The organism is Aureimonas psammosilenae (genome assembly GCF_009176975.1).
Classification (GTDB): domain Bacteria; phylum Pseudomonadota; class Alphaproteobacteria; order Rhizobiales; family Rhizobiaceae; genus Plantimonas; species Plantimonas psammosilenae.
This window is the reverse complement of sequence record NZ_WEZG01000002.1, coordinates 57,649-79,258: the sequence shown is the minus strand read 5'-3', so window position 1 is coordinate 79,258 and position 21,610 is coordinate 57,649. Positions and strand designations below refer to the sequence as shown.

21 protein-coding genes are annotated in these 21,610 nt (G+C 66.5%); 10 read left to right on the top strand and 11 right to left on the bottom strand.

The features are described 5' to 3' along the window. Entirely contained in the window at positions 1–1,824 is a 1,824-nt protein-coding gene (gene edd / locus F9929_RS04125) for a phosphogluconate dehydratase (protein ID WP_152045285.1), read from the top strand. Positions 1,825–1,837: 13 nt separating this feature from the next. Here edd and F9929_RS04120 read toward each other — a convergent pair whose 3' ends face one another. Both F9929_RS04120 and F9929_RS04115 read right to left on the bottom strand, forming a co-directional pair. After that, positions 1,838–3,706 carry a GumC family protein gene (locus F9929_RS04120; protein WP_152045284.1) on the bottom strand — a complete coding sequence of 623 codons (1,869 nt, stop codon included), beginning with the start codon at positions 3,704–3,706 and terminating at the stop codon, positions 1,838–1,840. A gap of 97 nt (positions 3,707–3,803) precedes the next feature. Continuing rightward, the gene (locus F9929_RS04115; protein ID WP_235919022.1) at positions 3,804–4,841 is read right to left on the bottom strand and encodes an endo-1,4-beta-xylanase; all 1,038 of its coding nucleotides are present in this window, start codon (positions 4,839–4,841) and stop codon (positions 3,804–3,806) included. Between the two features lie 123 nt (positions 4,842–4,964). Between F9929_RS04115 and F9929_RS04110 the strand changes: the two genes are divergently transcribed. Then, the gene (locus tag F9929_RS04110; protein WP_152045283.1) at positions 4,965–6,284 is read left to right on the top strand and encodes a lipopolysaccharide biosynthesis protein; all 1,320 of its coding nucleotides are present in this window, start codon (positions 4,965–4,967) and stop codon (positions 6,282–6,284) included. Here F9929_RS04110 and F9929_RS04105 read toward each other — a convergent pair. After that, entirely contained in the window at positions 6,256–7,134 is an 879-nt protein-coding gene (locus F9929_RS04105) for a DUF6492 family protein (RefSeq protein WP_152045282.1), read from the bottom strand. The two genes, F9929_RS04110 and F9929_RS04105, sit on opposite strands and share 29 nt — an antisense overlap. Before the next feature lie 36 nt (positions 7,135–7,170). Beyond that, a complete protein-coding gene (locus F9929_RS04100; protein WP_152045281.1) occupies positions 7,171–8,430 on the bottom strand; it encodes a glycosyltransferase in 1,260 nt (419 codons plus the stop codon). Between the two features lie 159 nt (positions 8,431–8,589). On the opposite strand from F9929_RS04100, the gene F9929_RS04095 reads away from it, so the two are divergent. Genes F9929_RS04095 through F9929_RS04070 form a run of 6 tightly spaced genes read left to right on the top strand, consistent with a single transcriptional unit; the run spans position 8,590 to position 13,633 of the window. After that, a complete protein-coding gene (locus tag F9929_RS04095; RefSeq protein WP_152045280.1) occupies positions 8,590–9,582 on the top strand; it encodes a glycosyltransferase family 2 protein in 993 nt (330 codons plus the stop codon). Next, on the top strand, positions 9,551–10,861 hold the full coding sequence (locus F9929_RS04090) for an O-antigen ligase family protein (protein WP_152045279.1): 1,311 nt from the start codon (positions 9,551–9,553) through the stop codon (positions 10,859–10,861). The genes F9929_RS04095 and F9929_RS04090 overlap by 32 nt, the downstream gene beginning before the upstream one ends. Positions 10,862–10,921: 60 nt before the next feature. Next, positions 10,922–11,374, top strand: a complete 453-nt coding sequence (locus F9929_RS04085; RefSeq protein WP_152045278.1) for a DUF2948 family protein — start codon at positions 10,922–10,924, stop codon at positions 11,372–11,374. Between the two features lie 23 nt (positions 11,375–11,397). Continuing rightward, positions 11,398–12,690, top strand: coding sequence for a histidinol dehydrogenase (gene hisD, locus F9929_RS04080; protein WP_235919020.1), 1,293 nt, complete (start codon positions 11,398–11,400; stop codon positions 12,688–12,690). Beyond that, a complete protein-coding gene (locus tag F9929_RS04075; protein WP_152045276.1) occupies positions 12,687–13,175 on the top strand; it encodes a UPF0262 family protein in 489 nt (162 codons plus the stop codon). The genes hisD and F9929_RS04075 overlap by 4 nt, the downstream gene beginning before the upstream one ends. Positions 13,176–13,195: 20 nt before the next feature. Then, a complete protein-coding gene (locus tag F9929_RS04070) occupies positions 13,196–13,633 on the top strand; it encodes an arsenate-mycothiol transferase ArsC (RefSeq protein WP_152045275.1) in 438 nt (145 codons plus the stop codon). 3 nt (positions 13,634–13,636) lie between these two features. Here the strand turns inward: F9929_RS04070 and F9929_RS04065 are convergent, their stop codons facing one another. Together F9929_RS04065 and F9929_RS04060 are read right to left on the bottom strand one after the other, a co-directional pair. Continuing rightward, a complete protein-coding gene (locus tag F9929_RS04065) occupies positions 13,637–15,217 on the bottom strand; it encodes a DHA2 family efflux MFS transporter permease subunit (RefSeq protein ID WP_152045274.1) in 1,581 nt (526 codons plus the stop codon). A 34-nt stretch (positions 15,218–15,251) separates the two neighbouring features. Beyond that, positions 15,252–16,538: an HlyD family secretion protein gene (locus F9929_RS04060; RefSeq protein ID WP_235919017.1), complete on the bottom strand. Its 1,287-nt coding sequence runs from the start codon at positions 16,536–16,538 to the stop codon at positions 15,252–15,254. Between the two features lie 153 nt (positions 16,539–16,691). On the opposite strand from F9929_RS04060, the gene F9929_RS04055 reads away from it, so the two are divergent. Together F9929_RS04055 and F9929_RS04050 are read left to right on the top strand one after the other, a co-directional pair. Then, positions 16,692–17,336 carry a TetR/AcrR family transcriptional regulator gene (locus F9929_RS04055; RefSeq protein WP_152045273.1) on the top strand — a complete coding sequence of 215 codons (645 nt, stop codon included), beginning with the start codon at positions 16,692–16,694 and terminating at the stop codon, positions 17,334–17,336. After that, entirely contained in the window at positions 17,333–17,800 is a 468-nt protein-coding gene (locus tag F9929_RS04050) for an NUDIX hydrolase (RefSeq protein ID WP_152045272.1), read from the top strand. Before F9929_RS04055 ends, F9929_RS04050 begins: the two co-directional genes overlap by 4 nt. Here the strand turns inward: F9929_RS04050 and yihA are convergent. From yihA to rpmH, 5 genes are read right to left on the bottom strand one after another with little or no spacing between them, the layout of a single operon-like run. Beyond that, positions 17,777–18,454: a ribosome biogenesis GTP-binding protein YihA/YsxC gene (gene yihA, locus F9929_RS04045; protein ID WP_152045271.1), complete on the bottom strand. Its 678-nt coding sequence runs from the start codon at positions 18,452–18,454 to the stop codon at positions 17,777–17,779. The genes F9929_RS04050 and yihA overlap by 24 nt on opposite strands. Beyond that, positions 18,451–19,089, bottom strand: a complete 639-nt coding sequence (locus F9929_RS04040; protein ID WP_152045270.1) for a CatB-related O-acetyltransferase — start codon at positions 19,087–19,089, stop codon at positions 18,451–18,453. The genes yihA and F9929_RS04040 overlap by 4 nt, the downstream gene beginning before the upstream one ends. Before the next feature lie 26 nt (positions 19,090–19,115). Continuing rightward, positions 19,116–20,936 (bottom strand): membrane protein insertase YidC, encoded by a 1,821-nt coding sequence (gene yidC / locus F9929_RS04035; protein WP_152045269.1) that lies wholly within the window; start codon positions 20,934–20,936, stop codon positions 19,116–19,118. A 3-nt stretch (positions 20,937–20,939) separates the two neighbouring features. Next, positions 20,940–21,359 carry a ribonuclease P protein component gene (rnpA, locus tag F9929_RS04030; RefSeq protein ID WP_407922200.1) on the bottom strand — a complete coding sequence of 140 codons (420 nt, stop codon included), beginning with the start codon at positions 21,357–21,359 and terminating at the stop codon, positions 20,940–20,942. Between the two features lie 8 nt (positions 21,360–21,367). After that, positions 21,368–21,502, bottom strand: a complete 135-nt coding sequence (gene rpmH / locus F9929_RS04025; protein WP_152045268.1) for a 50S ribosomal protein L34 — start codon at positions 21,500–21,502, stop codon at positions 21,368–21,370. Positions 21,503–21,610 lie beyond the last annotated feature (108 nt).

Here is a 21,610-nt window from a genome sequence, read left to right as displayed (position 1 = left end):
ATGACCGCCGACCGTCGCATCGAAGCCATCACCAGCCGCATCCGCGAGCGCTCCAAGCCGACCCGCGAAGCCTATCTGGAGCGCATCCTCGCCAAGGGCGCGGCCGGGCCGAAGCGCTCGCGCCTCAACTGCGGCAACCTCGCCCACGGTTTCGCGGCCTGCGGCCCGGACGACAAGGCCAAGATCGCGGCGGGACATACGCCCAATCTCGGCATCATCTCCGCCTATAACGACATGCTGTCGGCCCATCAGCCCTACGAGACCTATCCCGAGCTGATCCGGCAGGTGGCGCGTGAAGTCGGCGGCACGGCGCAGGTGGCCGGCTGCGTGCCCGCCATGTGCGACGGCGTCACGCAAGGGCAGATCGGCATGGAGCTGAGCCTCTTCTCGCGCGACGCCATCGCGATGTCGGCGGCGATCGGCCTCAGCCACGATATGTTCGACGCGGCCGTTTATCTCGGCATCTGCGACAAGATCGTGCCCGGCCTCGTGATCGCCGCCCTGTCCTTCGGCCATCTGCCGGCGATCTTCGTGCCGGCGGGCCCGATGACGTCGGGCATCCCGAACGACGAGAAGGCGCGCGTGCGCCAGCTCTATGCGGAAGGCAAGGTCGACCGGGCGACGCTTCTGGAAGCCGAGTCCAAGTCCTATCACGGGCCGGGCACCTGCACCTTCTACGGCACGGCCAATTCCAACCAGATGCTGATGGAGATCATGGGCCTCCACACGCCGGGCTCGTCCTTCGTCAATCCCGGCACGCCCCTGCGCGAGGCGCTAACGCGCGAAGCGGCCAAGCGCGCGCTGTCCATCACCGCGCTCGGCAACGAATACACGCCCGCCGGCCTCGTGGTGGACGAGCGCGCCGTGGTGAACGGCGTCGTCGGCCTCCATGCCACGGGCGGCTCCACCAACCACACCATGCACATCGTCGCCATGGCGGCGGCCGCCGGCATCAAGCTCACATGGCAGGACATTTCCGACCTGTCGGAAGCCACGCCCCTTCTCGCCCGCGTTTACCCGAATGGCCTCGCCGACGTGAACCATTTCCAGGCGGCGGGCGGCATGGGCTTCCTGATCCGCGAGCTTCTGTCGGTCGGTCTCCTTCACGACGACGTTCGCACCGCCTGGGGCCATGGCCTTTCGAACTACACGGTGGAAGCGCGGCTGACCGCCGACGGCCAGTCGGTGGAGCGCGTTCCCGCGCCCGCCGAAAGCCACGACCCGAAGGTGCTGACGAGCGTTACGAAGCCCTTCTCGGCCGATGGCGGCTTGAAGATCATGACCGGCAACATGGGTCAGGCGGTGATCAAGGTCTCGGCGGTGAAGCCCGAGCGCCGCGTGATCGAAGCGCCCGCCAAGGTATTCCACGATCAGGACGGGTTGAAGCACGCCTTCGAGGCGGGGCAGCTCACGGGCGACTTCGTGGCCGTGGTGCGCTTCCAGGGGCCGAAATCGAACGGCATGCCGGAGCTTCACAAGCTGACGCCGCTTCTCGGCGTTTTGCAGGATCGCGGGCAGAAGGTGGCGCTCGTCACCGACGGGCGCATGTCCGGCGCATCGGGCAAGATCCCGGCGGCGATCCACGTGACGCCGGAAGCCAAGGCCGGCGGCACCATCGCCAAAGTGCGCGACGGCGACATGATCCGCGTCGACGGCGAAACCGGGCGGCTGGAAATCCTCGTCGATCCGGCCGTTCTCGCCAGCCGCGACAATGCCGAAGCGGACCTTTCCGGCAACGAGTTCGGCCTCGGTCGCGAGCTTTTCGCCCCGTTCCGGGCGGCGGTCGGCGATGCGGGCGCGGGCGCCAGCGTCTTCGCCTTCTGATCCGACCCGAAGATCAGCCCGCCTGTCGGCGGCCGCGCCGGATCTCATCCAGCGCGCCGCGCACGGCCTGAAGCTCGCGATGGATGACTTCCGCTTCGCCCGAAGCCGGCGACGCGATGTCGTTCGTTCTCGATGACAATTCGCGGATGCGCTCGCGCAGAGCCGAGCGCTCGCCGAGCGCGCCGTGCCGATGGTCGTAGCCCGGCAGCGGGACGGCGGCGGGCGTCGCAGGCGCAACCGGTTCCTCGACGGGTTCGGCGGGAGCTTCGGCGACAACAACCGCCGACGGCGGGGCTTCAGTGGAAACGACGGGCGCGTCCGCTTGCGCGCGATGGGCGGCCCGCTCTTCTTCCGTCCAGCGGATGCGCACCGGCCCACCGCCCGCCCTGCGGCGGTCCTGACGCAGGAAGCCGATCACGAGGCGCAGCATGGCGAGCGCCATCGCAATGCCGAAGCCGATCGCGAAGCCGCCGATCGCCCCTCCCACCACCATCAGCTTGCGGGACGGCCCGGCGGAGCGCAGCGGGGGCACGGCCTCGCTGATCACCCGGATATTGGCCGTGTTCAGGCTTTCCTGCTCGCTCGTTTCGCGGGCACGCAGGAGAAAGGCCTCGTAAACGGCGCGCGAGGCATCCACCTCTCGCTGAAGCTCGCGCAGGCGCACGAAGGCGCCGCTCGTTTCGGACTGCTTGGACTTGAGGTTGGCGACTTCGCGCGTCAGGTCGCTTTCCGTGGTTTCGGCGCGCGAAAGTTCCGTTTGCCCTGCCGCGACGATGCGGGAGAGTTCGCGCCGGATCGAATCGCGCATGGAGGCCAGCGAGCCTTCCACCGCGACGCGCTGCGGATGGCGCGGTCCGAGGCGGGTCGCGAGGCCGGCCTGCTGCTGCTGCAGTTCGGAATAGTTCTGGCGAAGGCGCGTCAGGGCTTCCGAGCCGATCTCTTCCGGCAAGCCGCCCTTCACCACGTCCTCGACGCCGGCGCCGCTGAGCGACTGCGCCTTCACGCGCAGCGAGGTGATGCTCGCCCTCGTGCGCGCCAGTTCGTCGTTGATGCGGGTGATGTATTCGTCGTCCACCAGCCGGCCGTTCACGCCGATCAGGGAGTTCTGGTTCTTGTAGGACTCGACCTTTTCCTCGGCATCCACCACGCTGCGGCGGAGCTCGTTGAGGCGCGAGGACAAGGCGACGGTCGCGCGGCGGGCGGTGTCGGACTGGATGCGGCCGAGCTCATTAATGAAGGCGTCGGCCAGCGCATTGGCGATCCGCGCGGATTTCTCGGCGTCCTGCGTCGTCAGCGACAGGTTGACTATGAAGCTCTTGGGCTCGCGCGCCACCGTGATCGCCTTGCGCAGCGCCTCGTTCACATGGGCATCGGTTTCGCGCGGATCGGCGGGCGGCCCGGCGGTCAAAGCCTTGCGCATTCCCTCCGGCAGAAGCGTCAGGAGCCCCTGCTTTCCTTCGCCGTTGAATTCGGGATCGGCGACGAGCCTCGCCGACGCGATGACCTGCGACAGGACGCGGTCGGAAGTCGCGATCGCCGTCTGGCTTTCGATCAAGGCAAGCGTCGCGTCGGATGGCAGCGCGTTCGGCGCGACCTCGTTCTGCACCACCTTCAGATCACGCGGGTCGACCAGAATCTGCGTGCCCGACAGCCACGTCTTGGGGGTCGTGACCGCCAGCGTCGCGGCGAAGGCGAGGCCGGCCAGCGTCGTGGAGGCGACGAGCCAGCGGCAGCGCCACACGAAGCGGCCGACGAAGACCGGATCGAAACCCGCTGCCACGTTCCGCCGCCGGTCCGGACCGGCATAGGCCGGTGCGGCGCTCGGCTGCGCCCGCTCCTTGCCACCCGTTTCCCGGAGATCCTGATCGATGGACGTGAACATGCGCGAAAAGCGGAGCCTGACCGGTTGGGACGATCCTGCCGTTCACAAGAAGGCAACATACTTAACGAAAGCTTAACGACACCCGTCCGGCCTTGCCTCAGCCTTCCCTCAAGCGTTTCTCCAGCGGCCCGAACCAGGATTTCGCGCGGTAATCGGCATCGAAGGGTAAGGGGCGAGACGGCGTACCATCGCTATGGGGCATGACATCGGGAATCCAGCTATAGCGGTCCGACAGGCCCCAGGCGATCACGGCGAGCGGCGGACCGGCCGCGAACACGCCGTCCATGAGATCGCCGACGATGCGGCTCGCGGCCTCGTCCTGGCGCTCCGGGCCGCCCTCGATCTTCCAGTCGATCACGTCGAGTTCGGTCACGAGAAGCGACACACCCATGCGCTTCAACTCCTCGCCGAACCGCGCCAGCGCCGGCACGTCGATTCGCTGCTCGGCGTAGAGATGGCCCTGGATGCCGACGGCGTCGATCCGGATGCCGGCATCCTGAAGCTGGCGCACGATCTCGATCGCCACCGCGCGCCGGCGGTCGAAGCGCTCGCCCCGAAACTCCAGATCGTAGTCGTTGAGAACGAGCCGGGCTTTCGGGTCGGCCTTTGCCACGGCCTCGAAGGCGACCGGGATATGGCGCGGCCCCATCGCGCGCTGCCAGTAGGTGTCGCGCAAGGGCGCGTCGGGCGGGGCCTCGTGCGCAATCACCTCGTTCACGACGTCCCAGCTTTGGAGGCGTCCGCGATACCGCCCGACGACGGTTTCGACATGGGCCCGAAGCGCCCGCTCGGCGAAGCCCGCTTCCTCGTCGGCAGCCAGCCAGTTCGGCACCTCGTTCCACCAGATCACCGCATGGCCGCGCGAGCGCATCCGGCCCGCCTCGGTGAAATCGAGGACGGCGTCGGCGGGGCCGAAGTCGTAGCGTGCGGCCTCGGGATGGACGAGGCCGAATTTCAGCTCGTTCATCGGCAGGGCGATGTCGCAATGCTTCGAGAAAAGGTCGAGATAGCGCTTGTCGCCGAGATGCTGCGAGGCGAGCGCCGCGCCGAACGGCACCCGACGATGTGGACGGATCTCGGTGGCGCCAAGGGGACGGGTGCCAAGCGCGAAGGCCGCCGATGCGCCGCCAGCCAACAACGAACGGCGCGTTAAGCTTCCCCCGATAGCCTCGGTCGCACTATATGGCCAGAATGTCGCACCGTGCGGCAAAACGCCGTTCTCCTATGAGCGCCGCGTGCCCCAAGGGATTTGGAAATCATGCAGCGCCTTCGGGCACTCTTTGCCGGAAATCTTAAGTTCGAGCTAAGCCAAGCGCGCGCCTTCGGCCACTTGGTGGGCGGATCGGCCGGCCGTCTGGTGATCTCGCTCGCCTATTTCGTGTCGATCGCCAATAGCCTGACCGTGGCCGATTTCGGCTTGTTCGCCACGGCGTCGGCGGTGGGCGTCCTTCTGTCGCGCATCGCGGGCTTCGGCTTCGTGTCGCCGCTTTACCGCGCCGCGACCGTCAAGCCGCGCCTCATCGGGGTTCATACGGCGGGGCTCGGCGTCGCCTTTCTTTGCTCGCTTCCCCTGGTGGCGCTCGTTGGCGGCGGCTTCTATCTGGCGGTCTTCCGGCCGGACATGGCGCTCGCCGCCTTTGCGGCGGTGATCGCGGCCGAGGTTCTGTTCTGGCGGCCCCTGGAGGTCGTCTGCATCGTCAATAACGGGCTCGGCCGCTTCGGCCGCGCGGCGATGCTGGTGATTCTCGGTACGGCGATCCGCGCGTTGGGCGCGGTCGGCTTCGCGCTGGCCGGAAGCGGCTCGCTTCTCGAATGGTCGCTCGTCTACATGGGCGCCAATGCCGTGGCGGCGGTTGCGGCCTATGCCTTCTTCTACCCGCGCGTCCGGCTGCGCCTCGTGCCGCGCCTCAGCCTGTCGCGCTGGCGCGACGCCCTGTCCGTCGCCGTGGCGGAGGTCGTGTTCTATCTCCAGTCCGAGCTCGACAAGCTCCTCGTCCTGTCGATCGGCGGGCCGCATATCGCGGGTCTCTACGCCATCCTGATGCGGCTCGTGGACCTCACCGCCCTGCCCGTGCGCGCCTTCAACACGATGGCCGTGCAACGCCTGATGCGGGTGCCCGACTGGCTGGCGCATTGGGGGCGGCGCTGGCTGGTGGAAGGCGGCATCGCGTTCGTGTCGATCGCGGGCCTTGCCGCCATCGCGCTTCTTCTCCACGTCGCGCCGAACGCGCTCGGGCGCAACGTCGCCGATGCCGCGCCGCTCGTCGCCATCGCGCTTCTGGTGCCGGCTTTCCGCAACATCGTGGAATACCATAGCGAGCTTCTTTACGCGCGCGGCAAGACGGCGATGCGCGCCTTGATCCTCGCTCTGGTCGGCCTGGTGAAGGCCGGTCTCCTGTCCGTGCTTTTGATCCATGCGGATGCCGCGAGCACGAACTGGATCATCGGATTGAACGGGCTGTTCTTCACGCTCTGGCTGGTGTCGGCCTCCGCGACCTACACGACCTTCGATTGGCGCGAACGCAAAGGCAAACGCGTTCGGTCCACGGTCACGCCAATTCCGCAACCCGTCGAATAACGGCGGGATCGGTGTCGGTGAAGGACTGGACGCCGATCGCGACCTCTTGCGGGTCGAGCGCTTCCACGAAACGGCGAAGCGCTTCCTCCGTCATCGCCTCGCCTTCCCAGTAAACGCGGCAAAGGGAGCGCGACACGGCGCGGTGATGCGCCGGGGCCTTCTCCACTTCGTCCACGAAGCGGCCGTAGATCGTGCATTCTGACAAGGCACGGTCGCCGGCGAGCGCCGCCATGACGGAGCGTCCGGTGGTCTTCTCGATCCGCGCGGCCATGGCGCGCACCGTGTCCGTGCGCCAGGCGATGCAGGTCGCGATATAGCCGATATCGGTTTCGACCGGGGCTTTGATGCCGAGAAGCGCGCCGGCCCGGCGCGACCAGCGGCGGTGATCCTCGGCGAAGGCCGGAATAACGTCGTGCGCTTCGCCCGGCACGCGGTGGAAGCGCACCGCCGCGCCGGTTCGAAGCCGGGCGACGTCGAAGGGCTTCACGAACACCGTGTCGGAATCGCAGGACAACATCACCTCTTCAGGCATCTGAAGAGCCGCCGCGATGCGGCGAAGCTGCTGCACGTGCCAGCCGCGCAGAGGCGGTCCCAGCGGTGACAGCCAGACGCGCCGCCGAAGGGGCCGGACGGGATCGGGAAAGGCGCGCAGCCAGAAGGGCAGAAGCGCCCGCTCGCCGATCACCTCGCGCTTTGGCCCCCGCAACGGGGCGAAAAGCGGGAGGTCCCGCTCCTCGACGAGGATCAGGTGGCGGCTGTGGCCGGAAACGTGGCGGTCGATGCTTTCGCAAAGAAGGCGGCAGCGCTCAAAATCGCCGCGATAGCTCGCCGTCACGATAGCGGTGCGCATGGCGTCAGCCGGTGGCGCGGGGGCTGGGGCGGCGCATCAGCGCCCGCCCGCCATCGCCGCCACGGCCGGCACTTCGAAGGTCTCGGGGCTGTCGGTGCGGTTGCGCACGCGTCGATCCTGCCGGTCGCCACGATCGAGGATCGCGGCAAGGTTGCCGATCGTCGTTTCGATGGCGGCCGACAAGGAATGTCGGCGCGCCAGCGCGAAGGTCAGGCCGTTGGCGCGCCCGATCATGCCCATGCGGACGCCCGCCACCATATCCGCAAGGGCTCCCGCGAAGTCCGGCGCTTCGTCGGCGACCGCGACATTGCCGGGCACGCTATCGATGCCGCGAAGGGAGGAACGCGTCGCGACGGCCGGCATCCCCTCTTCCAGAGCCTCGATGGTCTTGAGCTGAACGCCGGTTCCGCCCTTGGAAGCGAGCGCCAGAACGCGGGAGGATTGAACGAAGCGCTGCGCATCGGGAACGCGGCCGAGAAAGCGCACGTTCGGCGGGGCCTTGGGCGGGCGTCCCTCGAAGGCGCCGGCGATGGCGATCGTGATGTCGCTCGGCAGAAGCGGCACGATCTGCGACAGGAACCAGTCGAGGCCGATGCGGTTCGGCGCCCAGCTCCAGGTGCCGATGAGGCCGATATCGTGGGTACGCTCGCCGGTGTCGGGCAACATCGGCCGCGCCACCGTCAAAGGCAGGCTGAAGGCCGCCGGGTTGCCGACGAGGCCGAGCCCCGGCAGATCCTCGGCGCTCAGTGTATGGACCATGCGCGCTTCGCGGCAGACGCGGTCCTCGGCACGTTTCAGAAGCCGCGCCTCGCGCTCGTAAAGGCGGCGGCGAAAGGCGGTCGGCGCGTGAAGGGCGTTCTCGGCCGCCGAGCGATGTTCGACATTGTGCGCCACGAAGATCGAGGGCTTGGCGCTCGACAGAAACGGAAAGGCCGTCGGCATCTGGATGGAGTTCAGGATGAAGGCATCCACCGGCCCGGAAGCCGACAAACGAAGATCGAGGGCGTCGTCGTCCATGGTGGCGAGCTTGGCGGCCGACACGGGCAGGCCGGACCAGAAGGCCCGCATGAGCCATTCCATTTTCTGGCGGCGGCCGACCGCCGCGTTTTCCGGCACGAGATCGCCGAGCGAGATTTCGCCCGGCCGCGGGATGCGACTTTCGGGACGGCGGAAGCCGGCGAAGCTGAGACGCACGCCCTGACGACGATACTCGTCGGCGATGACACGCGTCGCGATGTCGAAACCAGAACGTGGTTCGTCTTCCGGCAGCATAGAGCTGATGAAAAGAAGGTGCATGGAAAAGCCTTTCTTGATCTGGGCTTATGCTGCACGGTTATGACAGAGAGTTCTTTCGCCCCAGCTAAGCGGAATGGTTGCTGTTCGCTAACGGACTTTCGGCTTTGTTCATTCTTTCGTGGCTTCATCCCTCAAAAGCGATGCTGAAAGGAAAGCCGCGTGGGGGAAGGCGTCACGATCGAAGCGAGATCGCCGGCTGGCCACGGCGACGCGGCGCAAAGCGTGGACGCCGTGGTCGTGCTTCCGACCTTTCGCCGGCCGGAGCATCTGTCCCGCACCCTCGCCTCCATCGCCGCGCAAAGCGTCGCGCGCCGTCTCGCCGTCGTGGTGGTGGAAAACCATGCCGAAGGGCGCGAGGGCCTCGCGGTTGCCGCCCAAGCGCTTGAGCAGGGCCAAATCCGGGGCCTCGGCATCGTCGCCCATGCGCGCGGCAACTGCCATGCCTATAATGCCGGCTGGGCGGTGGCTCTCGCCGAGTTTCCAAGCGCGCGGTTCATCCTGTCGATCGACGACGACGAATGCGCCTCGCCGACCTGGGCGGAACGGCTGATGGAAACGGCGGAAATCACCGCCGCGGATTTCGTCGGCGGGCCGCAGGTTCCCGTGTTCGAGGGGACCGGCAAGGGCGAGGCCTGTTCCCGCCATCCGGTCTTCACGCCCCATTACGACCGGACCGGCCCGGTGCCGATCCTTTATTCGTCCGGCAACGTCCTGATCCGCCGCGAGGTTCTGCAGGCGATGGAGCGCCCTTTTCTCGACCCCGTCTTCAACTTCACCGGCGGCGGCGACAGCGACTTTTATTCGCGCGCCAGGCGCAAGGGCTATCGCTTCGCCTGGTGCCAGGAAGCAGAGGCCTTCGAAACCGTGCCGGAACGGCGCACCGAATTTTCCTGGCTCCAGGCGCGCAGCCTTCGCAACGGTGCCCTGTCCTCCATCATCGAGCACCGGGCGCGCCCGGACTTCAAAGGGCGCGTCGGCACTCTTGCCAAGAGCATGGCGCTTCTGACCGCCGCCCCCTTGCGCTCGGCTTTGCTCGGCTGGCGCACCCGGTCGGCCGTGATCGGCCTTTACCCGTTGAATGTCGCGCTCGGCCGCCTCATGGCGGAATTCGGAATGGTGAATGAGCAGTATCGCCGCCCCGAAGAGAACTGACGGGCTCGCCCCCGACTGGAAGGCCGACCGGGTCGTTCTTTGGCTGCGCACCGCCGCCGCCACGCTGATCCTGACGCTGCTTCTCGTGTCCTTCACCCCCTTCGAGGTGGAAAGCGCGGCGACCGCTGAGGGCGGCAACGTCGTGAACCAGCTCGGCTATGGCGGTCTCGCGGCGCTGGCCATCGCGGGGCTCCTCACCTTCGCCGACCGGGGTGCGGCCTTCACGCTTCTGCGCCCGACTTGGGTGTTGTTCGGCGGCTGGATGGTGTTCTCGGCCACGCAGTCGCCTGTTCCCGACGCATCCATGCGCGCCGTCGTCTTCTCCATCCTGGCGATGATCACGGCGACGGGGGCCGTCTGCCTGCCGCCGAACGCGCGCTCCTTCCGCTTCGCCCTCTCCTTTGCCGCGCTCACCGTGCTCGGCCTGTCCTATCTCGGCCTCGTGGTCTTCCCGGCCGCGGCCATTCACGGCGCCAGCGGGGCCGAGCCCGAACATGCCGGCCTGTGGCGCGGCATCTACAGCCACAAGAACGTCGCGGCACCGGTGATGGCCGCCTTGTTCTTCGCCGGCCTTTATCTCCTGCGCTCGGGCGAGAAGTGGCGCGGCTGGGCGATCCTCGTTCTCAGCGCCGTGTTCATCGCCAAGACCGGCTCCAAGACCTCCGCCGGCCTCGTGCCTCTCGTCGCCATTCTGGTGATCGGCGGACGCACTGTGGGCGGCCGGGCCCTGCCCGCGTTGATGCTCGTCGCGACCGCCTGCATCATGGCGCTTCTGACACTCGGCGCGGCGATGTCGCCGCTTCTCGACGCCGTGCTTCAGACCATCCTGCCGGGCACGACCTTCACGGGCCGCATGGATCTTTGGCGGTTCGCTTTGGACGCCATGCAGGGGCAGCAATGGACCGGCTGGGGCTTCGAATCCTTCTGGGGCACCGGCGTCGTGCGAGGGATCGAGCGGCCGTTCGAACTGTCCTGGGACCCGCGCGGCATCGTCAACTCGCATAGCGGCTATCTGGAGATCGCCATCGCCATGGGCTGGCCGGCGCTGGGCCTCGCCTCCTTCCTTCTCCTGTTTCTGCCGGTCGCGGATTATCTGCGAAGCAAACCGGGCGCGGAAAACCAGTGTTTCGCCGATTTCTGCCTGATGGTTCTGTCCTTCGTTCTTCTGAACTCCTTTCTGGAAAGCTATCTCTTCGCGCGCGCCCATCCGACCTGGATGCTGGCCTTCATGTCCATCGTCGGATTGCGGCTCGGCGCACGGCTGAGGATGGTTCCTTAAATCCAAGGTCCGCCTAGATTCACCGGCGACAAGCCCGCCCAGACCTTGCCGAGAGGACGAATGACAGGCCTCAAGCTCGACGCCCTCGACCCCGACGATCTTCAGATCGTTTCCGCTTATTGCCAGGACGCGGTGACGCATGGCGGGGAATGCCGGTTCCTCGGCCGCTCCGGCCATTTCGTCGTGCCTGTCAGCCGATTCGTCTGGGAAAAGGCCAACCGCTCGCTGAAGCGCCGGCTGTTCGGCAAGCGGGAATACGAGCGGCGGCGATCGATCCTCGACTTCGCCCGCGTTTCCCATGCGCGCCAGAGCGGCATTGCGGCGGATGCCGTCCTGTCGCTTCTTGCCATCCGCTTCATCCCCGGCGATCTTCCCGCCGGCACGATCGAGCTTGTCTTCGCAGGCGACGCCACGATAAGGCTCGATGTGGAATGCGTGGAAGCGCGATTGACGGACGAGGACGCGGCCTGGTCGACCGAGAACCGGCCGGACCACGACCGTCCCGACCGCTGATCCGCGCCGAAGGAGAACTCATTTTGCCCGTCAGGCTCGACGCCGCCGCTGCCGATTTCGAACCGCGCTTTCGCGACTTGCTCGCGGCCAAGCGCGAATCGTCGCCGGACGTGGAAGCGGCCGTGCGCGCGATCGTGTCCGACGTGCGGGCGCGCGGCGACGCAGCGCTGATCGACTATACCGAGCGCTTCGACGCCCTTGTCCTCACGCCGGAAACGCTGCGCATCCAGCCGAGCGCCATCGAGACGGCTTTCGCCGAGACGGCGCCGGAAACGCGCGAAGCGCTGGAGCTTGCCCATGCGCGCATCCGCTCCCACCACGAGCGCCAGCGCCCGGCAGACGACACCTATGCGGATGCGCTGGGCGTCGTTCTCGGCAGCCGGTGGACGGCGGTGGAATCGGTCGGCCTCTACGTGCCCGGCGGCGCGGCGAGCTACCCGTCCTCGGTTCTGATGAACGCCGTGCCGGCCAAGGTGGCGGGTGTCGAGCGCATCGCCATGGTGGTGCCGGCGCGCGCGGGCGAGTTGAACCCCCTCGTTCTCGCCGCCGCCCATATCGCCGGCGTCGACGAGATCTACCGCGTCGGCGGGGCGCAGGCCGTCGCGGCTCTGGCCTACGGCACGGAAACGATCGCCCCCGTCGCCAAGATCGTCGGCCCCGGCAACGCCTTTGTCGCCGAAGCCAAGCGGCAGGTCTTCGGCGCGGTCGGCATCGACATGATCGCCGGACCGTCGGAAGTGCTGGTGATCGCGGACGGCGACAACGACCCCGCCTGGATCGCCGCCGATCTTCTGGCGCAGGCCGAGCACGATGCCAGCGCGCAATCCATCCTCATCACCGACGACCCGGACTTCGCCGATGCGGTGGAAAAGGCGGTGGACGCGCAGCTCCTTCGCTTGTCGCGCCGCGAAACGGCTGAGGCGAGCTGGCGCGACTTCGGGGCGATCATCCTCGTGCCCGATCTCTCCGCCGCGCCGGCTTTGGCCGACCGGATCGCCGCCGAGCATCTGGAGATCGCGGTCGCCGACCCGGACGCGCTTTTCGCCAAGATCCGCAATGCCGGCGCGGTGTTTCTCGGCCGGCATACGCCCGAAGTCATCGGCGATTATGTCGGCGGTTCGAACCACGTTCTGCCGACCGCCCGCTCGGCCCGTTTCTCGTCCGGCCTGTCGGTGCTCGACTTCGTGAAGCGCACCTCCATCCTGAAACTCGGCCCCGAGCAGCTTCGCGCCCTTGGCCCCGCCGCGATCGAGCTCGCCCGCGTCGAAGGGCTCGACGCGCATGGCCGCTCCGTCGCCATCCGTTTGAACCTATGACCGGCGCGACGCTCCCCGATCCCCAGGCTCGCTTGATCGCGGTGGAACTCGACCACACGATCGGCTCGGCCCCGCCCGATATCGAGCACGAGCGCACCGTCGCCATCGCCGACCTGATCGAGGACAACCTGTTCCGGCCGGTGGGCGTGGCGGAAGGGCCCTACCGGTTGCGGCTGTCCACCGACGCCGGCCGTCTCGTCTTCGAGATCGCGAGCACAGAAAACACGCCCCTCGTCACGCATATCCTGTCGCTCGCGCCGCTGAGGCGGGTGATGCGCGATTATTTCGTGATCTGCGACAGCTATTACGAGGCGATGCGCTCGGCGACGCCGTCGCAGATCGAGGCGATCGACATGGGCCGGCGCGGCATCCATAACGATGGCTCGCAGACCCTGCGCGAGCGGCTGGCCGGCAAGATCGAGGTCGATCTCGACACGGCGCGGCGGCTTTTCACCCTGATCGGCGTGCTTCAGAGGCGGAACTGAGGATGGAGGCCGGTCCCACCATGCCGAGTCGCGCATCGGGCCCCCCGCCTTCCTCGGTTCTGTTCGTTTGCGGCATGAACGCTATCCGCTCGCCCATGGCGGAAGCGGTGACGCGTGCCTTGTTTCCCCGGATCTACACGGTGTCGGCGGGCGTCCATAAAGGCAATGCGGACCCCATCGTGGCGGAGGTGTTGAAGGAAAAGGGCTTCGAGCCCCTGCCCCACCAGCCGCAATCCATGGAAGAACTCGCGGACAGCTATTTCGACCTGATCGTGACGCTGGCGCCCGAAGCCCACCACATCGCGCTGGACCTGACCGGCGCACAGGCGGTCGAGGTCGAATATTGGCCGATGCCGGACCCGTCCGCCGTTGAGGGTTCGCGCGCGCAGACGATCGACGCTTATCGCGATCTTCTGCGGCGCATCGAGGCGCGGATACGCGAGCGCCTCACCACCTGAGGCTCAGTGCGCGTCGGCCTTCACGCCGGAATTGGGCTTGGCGATCAGGGCGGACATGCCGACAAGGGCCAGGAACAGGACGGTCAGCACAAGGAACACGTCGCCGAAGGACATCACGGCGGCTTCCCGGCGCAAAAGGCCGGCCATCTGCGAGATCGCCGTCATGTCGCCGTTCAAGCCGTTGGCCGTCATGGAAGAGGCCATGTCGGCCATGCGCTCTTCGGCGATCTGGCTGCCCCAGCGCACATGCTCGGCCAAACGCTCGAAGTGCAGCGCCTTGCGGTCGGTGAGGATCGTGTTGATCAGCGCGAGACCGACCGCACCGCCGAGATTGCGCGTCAGGTTGTAAAGGCCGGACGCGCCCTTCATCTTCTGCGGCGACAACGTGCCGAGCGCGACGTTGTTGATCGGCACCATCGCCATCATCAGGCCGAAGCCGCGCAGGATCTGCGGCACGAGGAGTTCCTGAAAATCCCAGTCGTGGGTGAGGCTCGACATCAGCCACGTGCCGAGCGCGAAGGACGTGAAGCCGATCGACATCATCACGCGCGGATCGAGCTTCGTCGTCAGCTTGCCGGCGATCGGCGCGGTGACGAACATGGCGAGGCCCGACACGAACATCGTCTCGCCGATCATCAGGGAATCGTAGCCCCGGATCTGCCCGAGATAAACGGGGTAGAGGTAGGTCAGCCCGTAAAGGCCGATGCCCATCACGAAGGAGAAAAGGGAGCCGAAGGCGAAGTTGCGATTGGCGAAGGCGGTCAGGTCGACGATCGGCTCTTTGGCGGTGAAAGCCCGCCAGAAGAACAGGAACCCGCCGACCGCCGAGACCACGGCGCAGATCAGCACCGCCTCGTCCTCGAACCAGTCGTTCAACGGGCCTTCTTCCAGAACGTATTCGAGAGCGCCGAGAAAGGCGGCGAGACCGAGGAGACCGAACCAGTCGAAGCTGTCGAAGAGCTTGAGATTCGGCTTGTCGAAATCGACGAGATTCCAGACCGCGATCGTCACCAGGATGCCGGGCGGCACGTTGACGAGAAACAGCCAGTGCCAGGACAAGGCGTGGCTGAGATAGCCGCCGACGGTCGGGCCGATGGTGGGCGCGAGCGTCGCCACGAGGCCGATCATCGGCGAGACCATGGCGCGCTTGGATGGCGGGAAGATCGTGAAGGCCGCCGCGAAGACGCTCGGGATCATGCCGCCGCCGATGAAGCCCTGGATGGCGCGGTAGAGGATCATCTGGTCGATATTGGTGGCCGTCGCGCACAGCGCCGAGGAGATGGTGAAGCCCGCCGCCGCCACCGAGAACAGAACGCGCGTCGACAGCATCCGGGCCAGAAACCCGGACAAGGGAATCATGATGACCTCGGCGATCAGATACGAGGTCTGCACCCAGGAAATCTCGTCGCCCGACGCGGCAAGGCCCGCCTGGATTTCCGACAAGGAGGCCGAGACGATCTGGATGTCGAGGATCGCCATGAACATGCCGAAGACCATGGCCATGAAGGCCAGCATCCGGCGAAGGGGCACGGCGTCCGGGGCGGCCGGCATCGGCGCGGCCGCTGCAGCAGTGACGGCGGACATCGAGGAATCTTTCCGTTGAGCCGGGAGCTGCTCGTCAGCGTCCCGAGCCGGATTGGGTGGCAGTGATCACCGCCGCGTCGGGCTTCTGGCCGGTCACCGACAAGGCATGGGCGGCATCCGGCGTGGTGCGGATATCCACCGCCACCACCGAGGACAGGCCGGGACGAAGACGGCCGGCGAGTTCGCCCGCATCATTGATTTCGATCCGCACCGGAACGCGCTGGATGACCTTGGTGAAGTTGCCCGTGGCGTTGTCGGTCGGCAGAAGCGAGAAGACAGAGCCGGAAGCCGGCGACACGCTCTGCACCGTGCCCTCGAAATGGCGGCCCGGAATGGCGTCGATCTCGACATCCACCTTCTGGCCGGGGACGATCTCGGCGAGCTGCGTTTCCTTGAAGTTCGCGTCCACATAGACCTTGTCCACCGGCACGACGGCGGCGAGACGCCGGCCCGGCGCAACATAGTCGCCCGGCTGCACCGACTTGTTGCCGACGACGCCGTCATAGGGCGCGCGCAAGGTGGTGAAGGAGAGATCCCGCGCCGCCTGATCGCGATCGACCTGAAGCTCGCGAAGCTCCTGCGCGGCTTCCTTCTGTTGCGCATCGAAGATCAGGACATTGGCGCGCGCGGCATCCACTGCCGCGACCGCGCCGGCCAGCGAGGCGTTGGCGCTGTCGCGGGCGCTTTGCGCCGTGTCCTGCTGGGCCGTGGTGCCGGCGCCCGTGCGCGTCAGGTTGGAAGCGCGCGTCAGGTCCAGCACCGCCTTGGCGAGCGCCGTCGCGGCCGCATCCTTGGAGGCCTCAGCCTCGGCGACGGAGGCTTCCGAGGCCTTGCGCTGCGAGCCGATCCGCTCGATCGCGGCTTGTTTCGTCGCGATCTTGGCTTCCGCCGACTGGAGCGCCAGCCGGTAATCGCCGTCGTCGATCTCCACGAGGGGATCGCCGGCCTTCACCAACTGGTTCTCTTCAACCGGGACTGCGCGGACATAGCCCGAAATCTTCGGCGAAAGGATCGCCATGTCGGCGCCCACATAGGCGTCGTCCGTGGACACGAGGAACCGGCCCTCGACCCAGTAATAGTGCCCGTACCACGCCCCGCCACCAATGGCAGCAAGGGCCAAAAGTGGCACGACGAAGCGCTTGATGCCCTTCTTGCGCGGCGCGGCCGGCGCGCCGGTCGGAGGAGCCGAGGGGGCTGCGGTGACGGGCTGCGATGGGGTTTGCGGGGCTTCGGATGCGGGAACCGGCGCTTTCGCCTCGGCGGCGTTTCCGCCGGCCGTTCCCCCAAGCTCGCTCGAAGGCTTGTCGTACATCGCGTCCATGTCCATATTCGAACCGAACCGTTCAGTTCGATCTTGAAATAGCGAAGTGTTTATCGCATTGCAAGAAGGGGTGGGCGGACATTCCAGACTATTTCCGGCATATCCTTGAGGCATGGTTTTCGAGATCGGGCCGGCGCATGAAAGCGGAGCAGCATGAGTCAGACGCTTGAACGGAGCGAGCGAACCGCAGCGGGCGAGAACCCCGTCAAGCGCCGGCAAATCCTGTCTGGCGCGCAGAAGGTCTTCGTTTCGATGGGCTTCGACGCGGCTTCGATGGACGACGTGGTGCGGGCGGCCGGCGTTTCGAAATCCACCCTCTACGTTTATTTCCGCTCCAAGGAAGAGCTCTTCACCGCACTGATCGCCGAGGAACGCGAGCGCTACATGAACGAGGTCATCGGCATTCTGGCCGATCCCAGCCGGCCGGCCGAAACGCTGCGGATCTACGGCATCAAGCTCGCCACCAAAATGTCCTCCACGGAGGTCGTGCGCGCGCAACGCACCGTGATCAGCGTGGTGGAGCGGATGCCGGAACTCGGCGCTTCCTTCTACGAGAGCGGTCCCAAACGCGCGATCGGCCTTCTCTCAAGCTATTTTGACGCAGCGGTCGCGGTTGGAACGCTCGCGATGGAAGACACCGAGCTTGCCGCCAAGCAGTTCGTGGAGTTGGCGAGCGCCGGCATCCTTCGCTGCCGCTTGTTCGGATACGAAACCAATGGCCCCCTCCCCGCCGAGATCGAGCGCAACGTGGATTCGGCCGTCAAACTGTTCATGGCGGGCTACGGCCCGAAGCCATGAACCCTTGGCGCCCGCCCCCGGTGATCCAGCCCAAGGTCATCGGGCTTCTTTTTCAGGAGCGCCATCTCTTCGCATATGAGGTTCGGAGCGCGACGGGACAGCTCGATGGCGTGCGCCCGCTCGGCGGAACGATCCATTTCGGCGAAACGCGCGAAGCCGCGCTCCACCGCGAATTTGCCGAAGAACTCGGCGCCCGGATCGAGACCCTCGGGGGCTGGACCGCGTTCGAGAACATCTTCCTGTTCGAAGGCCAACCCGGCCACGAATATCTCTTCGCCGCCCCGATCCGTCTCCTCGACCGCGAGCTTCCTTTCCACGAAGCCGTCACCTTCACCGAATCCAACGGCGAGCACTGCCTCGCCCGCTGGTTCCCGCTCGACCGCCTCATCGCCGGCGAGCCCGCGCTCTATCCCAATGGTTTGCGCGATGCCCTGCTCGCTTCAGACCTGCTCGACGAAGCCTGAGATCGTCGCCTGGAGATCGGTGAGGCCGACGTGCTTCTCCGAGGACGTGGCGATGATTTCGGGAAAGGCCGCCGCGCGCTTGCGGATGGCCTCGTGCGTGGCGGCCAGGAGCTTCGGGACGGCCGCGGGCTTGATCTTGTCGGTCTTGGTCAGGACGATCTGGTAGGACACCGCCGCCTTATCGAGGAGGTCGAGCACCTCGGCGTCGTTCTTCTTGATGCCGTGGCGGGAATCGATCAGCACGAAAACGCGCTTCAGGGTCGAGCGGCCGCGAAGATAATCGAAGACGAGGCGCGTCCAGGCGTCCACCTGCTCCTTCGGCGCTTCGGCATAGCCGTAGCCCGGCATGTCCACCATGGCGATCGGCGGCAGGTCCGCTCCCTCACCCGAATAGCCGCCGGGAACGAAGTAGTTCAGTTCCTGCGTGCGGCCGGGCGTGTTGGAGGTTCGGGCCAGCCCTTTCTGCCCGACAAGCGCGTTGATCAGCGAGGACTTGCCGACATTCGAGCGGCCCGCGAAGGCGATTTCCGGCGGGCCCTCGGGCGGCAGGATATCCATCGAGGGCACGCCCCGGATGAAGACCCAGGGCCGCGCGAAGAACTTGTGCGTTTCGAAGGCCGTGCCTTCGCTCGCAACCGGCTCGGTCTCGCTCATTCGGCAGCCTCCAGAAGATCGATATCGGCGCCGCGCACCGCGTCGAGATTGCGACAAAGCTTGTGCGACGGCCAGTCCCACCACGCGAGGCGCAAAAGGCGCGCGATCGCGTCGTCGCCAAAGCGCATCCGGCGGACCGTCGCCGGGTTGCCCGCGACGATCGCGTAGGGCGGCACGTCCTTCGTCACGACCGACTCGGCCGCGACGATGGCCCCATGGCCGATCGAAACGCCCGGCATGATCGTCGCTCCGCCACCGATCCAGACATCGCTGCCGACCACCGTGTCGCCCTTGAATCCGGCGGAAACCGTGGCAAAGTCGAAGCCCTTTTCCCAGCCGCCACCGAAGATGTTGAAAGGATAGGTCGAGAAGCCCGTCATCGCGTGGTTGGCGCCGTTCATCACGAAGCGGACACCGGTGGCGAGGGCGCAGAACCGGCCGATCACCAGCCGGTCGCCGATGAAATCGTAGTGGTGAAGAACGTTCCGGGTTTCGAAGGATTCGGCGTCCTCCGGGTCGTCGTAATAGGTGTAGTCACCGACCTCGATCAGCGGATTGCGGATCAAAGGCTTGAGAAACACGATGCGGCGATGCGCGGGGACCGGATGAACGGCTGTCGGGTCCGGTCCCGTCATGTCGCTTGCCCTCGAGGAAAGCCCGTTCAGGCTTCCTTCTTGCTCCGGCGGAAGCTGTCGAAAATCTCGATCTTCACGCCGTTGCGCTTCATGATGATCGACTGCTGGATGATCGACAGGGTGTTGTTCCAGGCCCAGTAGATCACGAGGCCTGCCGGGAAAGCGGCCAGCATGAAGGTGAAGACCAGCGGCATCCAGGTGAAGATCATCTTCTGCGTCGGGTCCGGGGGCGTCGGGTTCAGCCGCATCTGGATGAACATCGTGATGCCCATGATGATCGGCCAGACGCCGACCATCAGCGCATGGGGAAGCGAATAAGGCAGAAGGCCGAAGAGGTTGAAAAGGCTCGTCGGATCGGGCGCGGCCAGATCCTGGATCCAGCCGAAGAACGGCGCGTGGCGCATCTCGATCGTGACGTAGAGCACCTTATAGAGCGCGAAGAAGACCGGGATCTGGACGAGCATCGGCCAGCAGCCCGCCGCAGGATTGATCTTCTCCTGCTTGTAGAGCTCCATCATCGCCTGCTGCTGCTTCATCCGGTCGTCGGCGAAGCGCTCGCGCATTTCCATGATCTTGGGCTGCACGTCCTTCATCTTCGCCATGGACTTGTAGGACTTGTTGGCGAGCGGGAAGAAGACGAGCTTCAGGGCCACGGTCACCAGAAGGATGGCGGCGCCGAAATTGCCGGTGAACTTGAACAGCCAGTCGATGGCGGTGAACATCGGGCGCGTGATGAAGAAGAACCAGCCCCAGTCGATGAGCTGGGTGAAGCGCGGGATCGACAGATCCTTCTCGTAGTGGTTCAGGAGTTCCACAACCTTAGGACCGGCGAAAACGCGCTGCGAAACGCTGGCGGCGGCGCCGGGCGCGACCGTCAGCGGGTCGGCCTGGAAATTGGTCTGGTAGAACGGGCGTCCGGCCGCCGAATAACGGAAGGTCGGCTGGAAGCCGCGACCGTTCTCGGGCACCAGCGCCGCAGCCCAGTACTTATCCGCGATGCCGAGCCAACCCGTCGTGGTCTTGGCGGGCGTCACGGTGCCGTCGCCTTCGATCGAATGATAGGTGGCCTCCTGCAGGCCCTCGTCGCCGAAGACACCGAGAAGGCCTTCGAACACCACCCAAGCGGAGGCGACGGCGGGCTTCGAGAAACGCGTAACGAGGCCATAGGGCTGGACGGACACCGCCGCCTCGCCGCCGTTGCGCACTTCGTCGCGAACCTCGAACATGTAATCGCTGTCGATCGAGATGGTGCGCGTGAAGGTGACGCCGCGCTCGTTCGTATAGGTCAAGGTGACCGGGGCTTCGGGCGTCAGCGTGCCGTTGCCGCTCACCTGCCAAAGGGTGTTGGAATCGGGAAGCGTGCCGGCATTCTGGCCGGAATAACCGAATTCGGCGAAATAGCCGACCGGGTTGTTGGCGGCGTCCGTCGCGTCATAGGGCGAAAGCAGGACGATGGTCGGCGAGGAATCGTCGACCGTCTCGTGGTATTTCTTCAACCGGAGATCGTCGAGCCTGCCGCCCTTGAGGTTGATCGAGCCGGAAACGGTGGGCGTGTCGATCGGCACGCGCGGGTCGCGGCCGATCGCGGCTTCGCGGGCCAGGGTTCCACCGACGCCCGGCGCCGGGATGACGCTTTCGCGGCCGGCCGGGATGGCGGCATTCTCCTGAGGCGTGCCGGCGGGGGTCTGCGGGGTCTGGAGCGAGCCTTGGGGCTGCTGGGTTCCTTGCGCCGCCACCTGCGCCTGGCGCTGGGCTTCGGTGCGCGGGCTGACCACCAGAAACTGCCATCCCACCAGGACGGCGATCGAAAGCGCCATCGCGCTCAGGAAGTTACGGTTGTTTTCCATCGATCAGTTCCCGGCGGAGCCCTTGGGCGGCCCCTTGTTCTGGGCATGGGAGGAAGGCCCGCGCTTCTGCGGCGACCTGCCCTCGTCGGCGCCGGTGCTTCTCGACAAGCGCCGGGACAATTCGCCCGTCAGCACGTCGAACGGCAGTTCGGCCACTTCCTTGCGCGCCACAATCACGTAGTCGAAGCCCGGCGCCATGTCGGCAGCGCAGACGGTGCGCACCGCTTCGCGCAGACGCCGCCTGATGCGATTGCGCAGAACGGCGTTGCCGACCTTGCGCGTCACCGTCAGGCCGAGGCGCGGCTCGCCGCCATCGCGCCGGTCGCGTGCCTCGATAAAGAAAAAGGGGCCGTTCAGTCGACGACCCCCGCGCGCGGCCAGAAAGTCGGGCCGCGTTCGAATGCGCCCGACCGCGGCCGGCAAGGCGCAGATCAGGCCGACAGGCGCTTGCGGCCGCGGGCGCGGCGAGCCGCGATCACCTTGCGGCCGCCCGGGGTTTCCATGCGGGTGCGGAAGCCATGGCGGCGCTTGCGGACGAGCTTGCTCGGCTGATAGGTGCGTTTCATCGTTCGTTCCCCCGCGAAGCTTCTCGCAGGCCTCGTTATACTGGATCTCTGCGGCCGGACAGGCGCGGAAAAACGCGCGACGGACCGGGCATCCGCTCGTGCGGCGGC

Bases quoted from the DNA above. Each gene is read 5' to 3' on its own strand.
- edd (WP_152045285.1), top strand. From the start codon at position 1: ATGACCGCCGACCGTCGCATCGAAGCCATCACCAGCCGCATCCGCGAG.
- F9929_RS04120 (WP_152045284.1), bottom strand. From the start codon at position 3,706: ATGTTCACGTCCATCGATCAGGATCTCCGGGAAACGGGTGGCAAGGAG.
- F9929_RS04110 (WP_152045283.1), top strand. From the start codon at position 4,965: ATGCAGCGCCTTCGGGCACTCTTTGCCGGAAATCTTAAGTTCGAGCTA.
- F9929_RS04105 (WP_152045282.1), bottom strand. From the start codon at position 7,134: ATGCGCACCGCTATCGTGACGGCGAGCTATCGCGGCGATTTTGAGCGC.
- F9929_RS04100 (WP_152045281.1), bottom strand. From the start codon at position 8,430: ATGCACCTTCTTTTCATCAGCTCTATGCTGCCGGAAGACGAACCACGT.
- F9929_RS04090 (WP_152045279.1), top strand. From the start codon at position 9,551: ATGAGCAGTATCGCCGCCCCGAAGAGAACTGACGGGCTCGCCCCCGAC.
- F9929_RS04085 (WP_152045278.1), top strand. From the start codon at position 10,922: ATGACAGGCCTCAAGCTCGACGCCCTCGACCCCGACGATCTTCAGATC.
- F9929_RS04075 (WP_152045276.1), top strand. From the start codon at position 12,687: ATGACCGGCGCGACGCTCCCCGATCCCCAGGCTCGCTTGATCGCGGTG.
- F9929_RS04070 (WP_152045275.1), top strand. From the start codon at position 13,196: ATGCCGAGTCGCGCATCGGGCCCCCCGCCTTCCTCGGTTCTGTTCGTT.
- F9929_RS04065 (WP_152045274.1), bottom strand. From the start codon at position 15,217: ATGTCCGCCGTCACTGCTGCAGCGGCCGCGCCGATGCCGGCCGCCCCG.
- F9929_RS04060 (WP_235919017.1), bottom strand. From the start codon at position 16,538: ATGGACGCGATGTACGACAAGCCTTCGAGCGAGCTTGGGGGAACGGCC.
- F9929_RS04055 (WP_152045273.1), top strand. From the start codon at position 16,692: ATGAGTCAGACGCTTGAACGGAGCGAGCGAACCGCAGCGGGCGAGAAC.
- F9929_RS04050 (WP_152045272.1), top strand. From the start codon at position 17,333: ATGAACCCTTGGCGCCCGCCCCCGGTGATCCAGCCCAAGGTCATCGGG.
- yihA (WP_152045271.1), bottom strand. From the start codon at position 18,454: ATGAGCGAGACCGAGCCGGTTGCGAGCGAAGGCACGGCCTTCGAAACG.
- F9929_RS04040 (WP_152045270.1), bottom strand. From the start codon at position 19,089: ATGACGGGACCGGACCCGACAGCCGTTCATCCGGTCCCCGCGCATCGC.
- yidC (WP_152045269.1), bottom strand. From the start codon at position 20,936: ATGGAAAACAACCGTAACTTCCTGAGCGCGATGGCGCTTTCGATCGCC.
- rpmH (WP_152045268.1), bottom strand. From the start codon at position 21,502: ATGAAACGCACCTATCAGCCGAGCAAGCTCGTCCGCAAGCGCCGCCAT.